The sequence below is a fragment of the Burkholderia sp. Cy-637 genome, assembly GCF_011753175.1.
Lineage (GTDB): Bacteria > Pseudomonadota > Gammaproteobacteria > Burkholderiales > Burkholderiaceae > Burkholderia > Burkholderia gladioli.
The window spans coordinates 1-3844 of record NZ_VWWC01000307.1 but is presented as its reverse complement, the minus strand read 5'-3'; the positions used below and the strand labels follow the sequence as shown (position 1 = coordinate 3844).

The following is a 3844-nucleotide window of genomic DNA, read 5'->3' as shown; positions in this document are numbered from 1 at the left end:
GTGGAGATCACGCCGGCCGCCGCGCCCGCGCTGCGGCGCCGGCTCGACGCGGGCCGGCAGCTGTGCTTCTCGGCCGACGCGATCGGCGCGAGCGGGCCGGCCGATCCGCATGCGGCCGACTGGTCGCGCGGCGTGCTGTTCGCGGACCGGATGCGGGTCGGCGCCTTCGCGGCCGAACTCTCGCGCTATCGCCCCGGGCTGCTGCGCTGCGATCCCGCCGTCGCCGAGCTGCGCATCACGGGCGCCTTCCAGATCGACAATACCGACAACATCCTGGCCGCCTTGCCGGCCACGCTGCCGGTGCGCGTGGTCTATCGCACGCGCTACTGGGTGACGATCGAACCAGCGCGGCGCGAGGCCTGAGCGGCAGGGGCTCGGTCGATCCCGGCGGCGAAACGGCCTGCCTTCCATTGCGGAATCTCTCGCCTGGAATCTCTCGTCTGTCGGCGCAATCGCGCGCGGCGGCGTTAGAGGAATATCGGCCCGCTGGCGAAGGGCCTTCGACGGATTCGGGAGACCAAGCATGAAGACATCGGCACGAGCCGGCAGCGCGGCGCGCCTCGCCGGCCTGGCGCTGGCGGCCGGCGCGATGCTGGCGGGCCAGCCTGCCCACGCGGCGGCCGGCACCGGCGCGCTCACGCTGCGCGCGCAGGGCACCTCGACCACCACCACCCTGGTGCTGCGCGATGCCGGGCAGGACCCGGGCGGCAAGCGCCGCTACGCCTACGAGCTGCGCGTGGCGAACGGCGCCTGCCACGCGACGCTGGCGGGCGTGGTGCATCGCGTCTCGAAGACCGACGCGGCCGGCGACGATTCCACCTTCCTGCGCAACGGCGAGAGCGTCGACACCAGCGTGTTCCGCGACCTCGCCGACGGCCGCCAGGTGACGCTGACGATCGACGTCAGCTCGCCGAAACCGCAATACGCGGGCGTGGCGGTCGACCAGGCGCCGGCCGGCTGCGCCGACTGGCAGCACCTCGACAGCGAGTTCTACGCCCGCTGATCCGTCGCGGCGGTGCGCGATCCGGCACCGTCCGCGCCGATTATGTCCCGATCTGAAACAAGCCGTTGTCGGTGCGCGCTATCGAATGGAACCGGTTCCATTTATAATGCGCGAGCCAAACGAAATGTAGGTGTCTTGTCTGGATCGCCTATTTTTCAAGATAACGGGCAGCGGCGGGGCGCGACGATCGGTGAGGACGTCGTGCCGAACGGCACGCGCCCGACCCGTCGCCCCAACCCAGAACGGACCATCATGACCACCCCACCCGACAAACCGGGCTCGCGGCGCCGCTTCCTGCAGACCAGCATCGCGCTGGTGCCGGCCGCCTCGCTGGCCGGCTGCGATCTCGGCAGGCACGAAGGCTCGGCGCCGGCGCAGTCCGCCGGCGCGCGCGCCGATGCCGGCCCCTACAAGCCGCGTTTCTTCGATGCCGCCGAATGGGCCTTCGTGCAGGCCGCCTGCGACCGGCTGATCCCGGCCGACGCCGAAGGGCCCGGCGCGCTCGAAGCGGGCGCGCCCGAGTTCATCGATCGCCAGATGGAGACGCCCTATGCGCACGGCGCGACCTGGTACATGCAGGGGCCGTTCCAGCAGGGCGCGCCGGAGCTGGGCTACCAATTGAAGCTGGTGCCGCGCGACATCTACCGGCTCGGCATCGCGGCGGTCGATCGCTACAGCCGCACCGCCTACGGCAAGCCCTTCGCCGAACTCGACGCGGCCACGCGCGACACCGTGCTGGGCGCGCTCGAGGCCGGCAAGCTCGAACTCGGCGACGTGCCGGCCAAGGTGTTCTTCGGCCAGTTGCTGCAGAACACGCGGGAGGGGTATTTCTGCGATCCGGTGCACGGCGGCAATCGCGGCATGGCGGCCTGGAAGATGATCGGCTTCCCCGGCGCGCGCGCCGACTTCATGGATTTCGTCAACCAGGACGGCAAGCCCTATCCCTACGGGCCGGTGTCGATCAACGGGGAGCGCAGCTGATGGCCGAGAAGAAACCGCATGTCGATGCCGTGATCGTCGGCTTCGGCTGGACCGGCGCGATCCTCGCCAAGGAACTGACCGAGGCCGGTCTCAAGGTGGTCGCGCTGGAGCGCGGCGAGTACCGCGATACCTATCCCGACGGCGCCTATCCGAACACGCTCGACGAGCTGACCTACAACGTCCGCAAGAAGCTGTTCCTGGACCTGTCGAAGACCACCCTGTCGATCCGCCACGCGCCGGGCGACACGGCGCTGCCTTACCGGCAACTCGCGGCCTTCCTGCCCGGCGAGGGCGTGGGCGGCGCGGGCCTGCACTGGTCGGGCGTGCATTTCCGCATCATGCCGGAGGAACTGCGCCTGCGTAGCCACTACGAGGAGCGCTACGGCAAGAAGTTCATCCCCGAGGGCATGACGATCCAGGACTACGGCGTCAGCTACGAGGAGCTCGAGCCGCACTTCGACTTCGCCGAGAAGGTGTTCGGCACCTCGGGGCAGGCCTACCGCGTGAACGGCAAGGTGGTGGGCGACGGCAACGTGTTCGAGGCCGATCGCAGCGACGGCTTTCCGCTGGCCGCCCAGCTGAACACCTATTCCGCCCAGCGTTTCTTCGACGCGTCCAGATCGCTCGGGCTGCACCCCTACCGGCTGCCCTCGGCCAATACTTCGGGGCCCTACACGAATCCCTACGGCGTGCAGATGGGGCCGTGCAACTTCTGCGGTTATTGCAGCGGCTATGCCTGCTACATGTACTCGAAGGCCTCGCCGAACCTGAACATCCTGCCGGCGCTCAAGCAGGAGCCGCATTTCGAGCTGCGCTCGAAGTGCCACGTGCTGCGCGTCGAGCTCGACGACACCAGGAAGCGCGCCACCGGCGTGACCTATGTCGATCCGGCCGGCCGCGAGGTGTTCCAGCCGGCCGACCTGGTGATCGTCGCCGCGTTCCAGTATCACAACGTGCACCTGCTGCTGCTGTCCGGCATCGGCAAGCCTTACGACCCGATCTCGGGCGAGGGCGTGGTGGGCCGCAATTTCGCCTACCAGAACCTGTCGACCATCAAGGCCTTCTTCGACCAGGACACCTACACGAATCCCTTCGTCGGCGCCGGCGGCAACGGCGTGGCGGTCGACGATTTCAATTCCGACAACTTCGACCACGGCCCGCTCGGTTTCGTCGGCGGCTCGCCGATGTGGGTCAACCAGGCCGGCGTCAAGCCGGTCAGCGGGATCGCCACGCCGCCCGGCACGCCGGCCTGGGGCTCGCAGTGGAAGAAGGCGGTCAAGCAGAGCTACGCGCACACCATCTCGATGGACGCGCACGGTTCGAACATGTCCTATCGCGACGTGTTCCTCGATCTCGACCCGACCTACCGCGATTCCTACGGGCAGCCGCTGTTGCGCATGACCTTCGACTGGAAGGACAACGACATCAGGATGGCGCGCTACGTCACCGGGCAGATGCACAAGATCGCCGAGGCGATGGGGCCCAAGGCGATCAGCGTATGGACCCGCGAGTTCGGCCAGCATTTCGATGCACGCCAGTACCAGACCACCCACCTGGTGGGCGGCGCGGTGATGGGCACCGATCCGCGCACCAGCGTGCTGAACCGCTACCTGCAGAGCTGGGACGTGCACAACGTGTTCGTGATGGGCGCCTCGGCCTTCCCGCAGGGCACCGGCTACAACCCCACCGGGCTGGTGGCCGCGCTGGCCTATTGGTCGGCGCGCGCGATCCGCACGCAGTACCTGAAGAACCCCGGCCCCTTGGTGAGCGTATGAAGCAGAGCATCTTCTCGAGGAGCCCGCGTGCCGCGGCGTGGCGCGCGGCGATGGCGGCGGGCGTGGTGGCCGCCGCGGCGGCGCT

General features: G+C 68.8%; 3 protein-coding genes and 1 pseudogene. All 4 read left to right on the top strand.

Annotated elements, in window-relative coordinates; all coding sequences use genetic code 11:
• Positions 1–363: pseudogene (locus F3J10_RS34755) on the top strand (Fe2+-dicitrate sensor, membrane component); the annotation flags it as partial.
• A gap of 160 nt (positions 364–523) precedes the next feature.
• A complete protein-coding gene (locus F3J10_RS34750; RefSeq protein ID WP_167243973.1) occupies positions 524–1003 on the top strand; it encodes a hypothetical protein in 480 nt (159 codons plus the stop codon).
• Positions 1004–1255: 252 nt separating this feature from the next.
• Complete coding sequence (locus tag F3J10_RS34745) at positions 1256–1984, top strand: gluconate 2-dehydrogenase subunit 3 family protein (protein WP_025100931.1); 729 nt, start codon at positions 1256–1258, stop codon at positions 1982–1984.
• Entirely contained in the window at positions 1981–3759 is a 1779-nt protein-coding gene (locus F3J10_RS34740) for a GMC family oxidoreductase (RefSeq protein WP_205200590.1), read from the top strand. The genes F3J10_RS34745 and F3J10_RS34740 overlap by 4 nt, the downstream gene beginning before the upstream one ends.
• The last annotated feature ends 85 nt before the right edge of the window (positions 3760–3844 follow it).

Coding starts and splice junctions, on each gene's coding strand:
- F3J10_RS34750 (WP_167243973.1), top strand. CDS start 524: ATGAAGACATCGGCACGAGCCGGCAGCGCGGCGCGCCTCGCCGGCCTG.
- F3J10_RS34745 (WP_025100931.1), top strand. CDS start 1,256: ATGACCACCCCACCCGACAAACCGGGCTCGCGGCGCCGCTTCCTGCAG.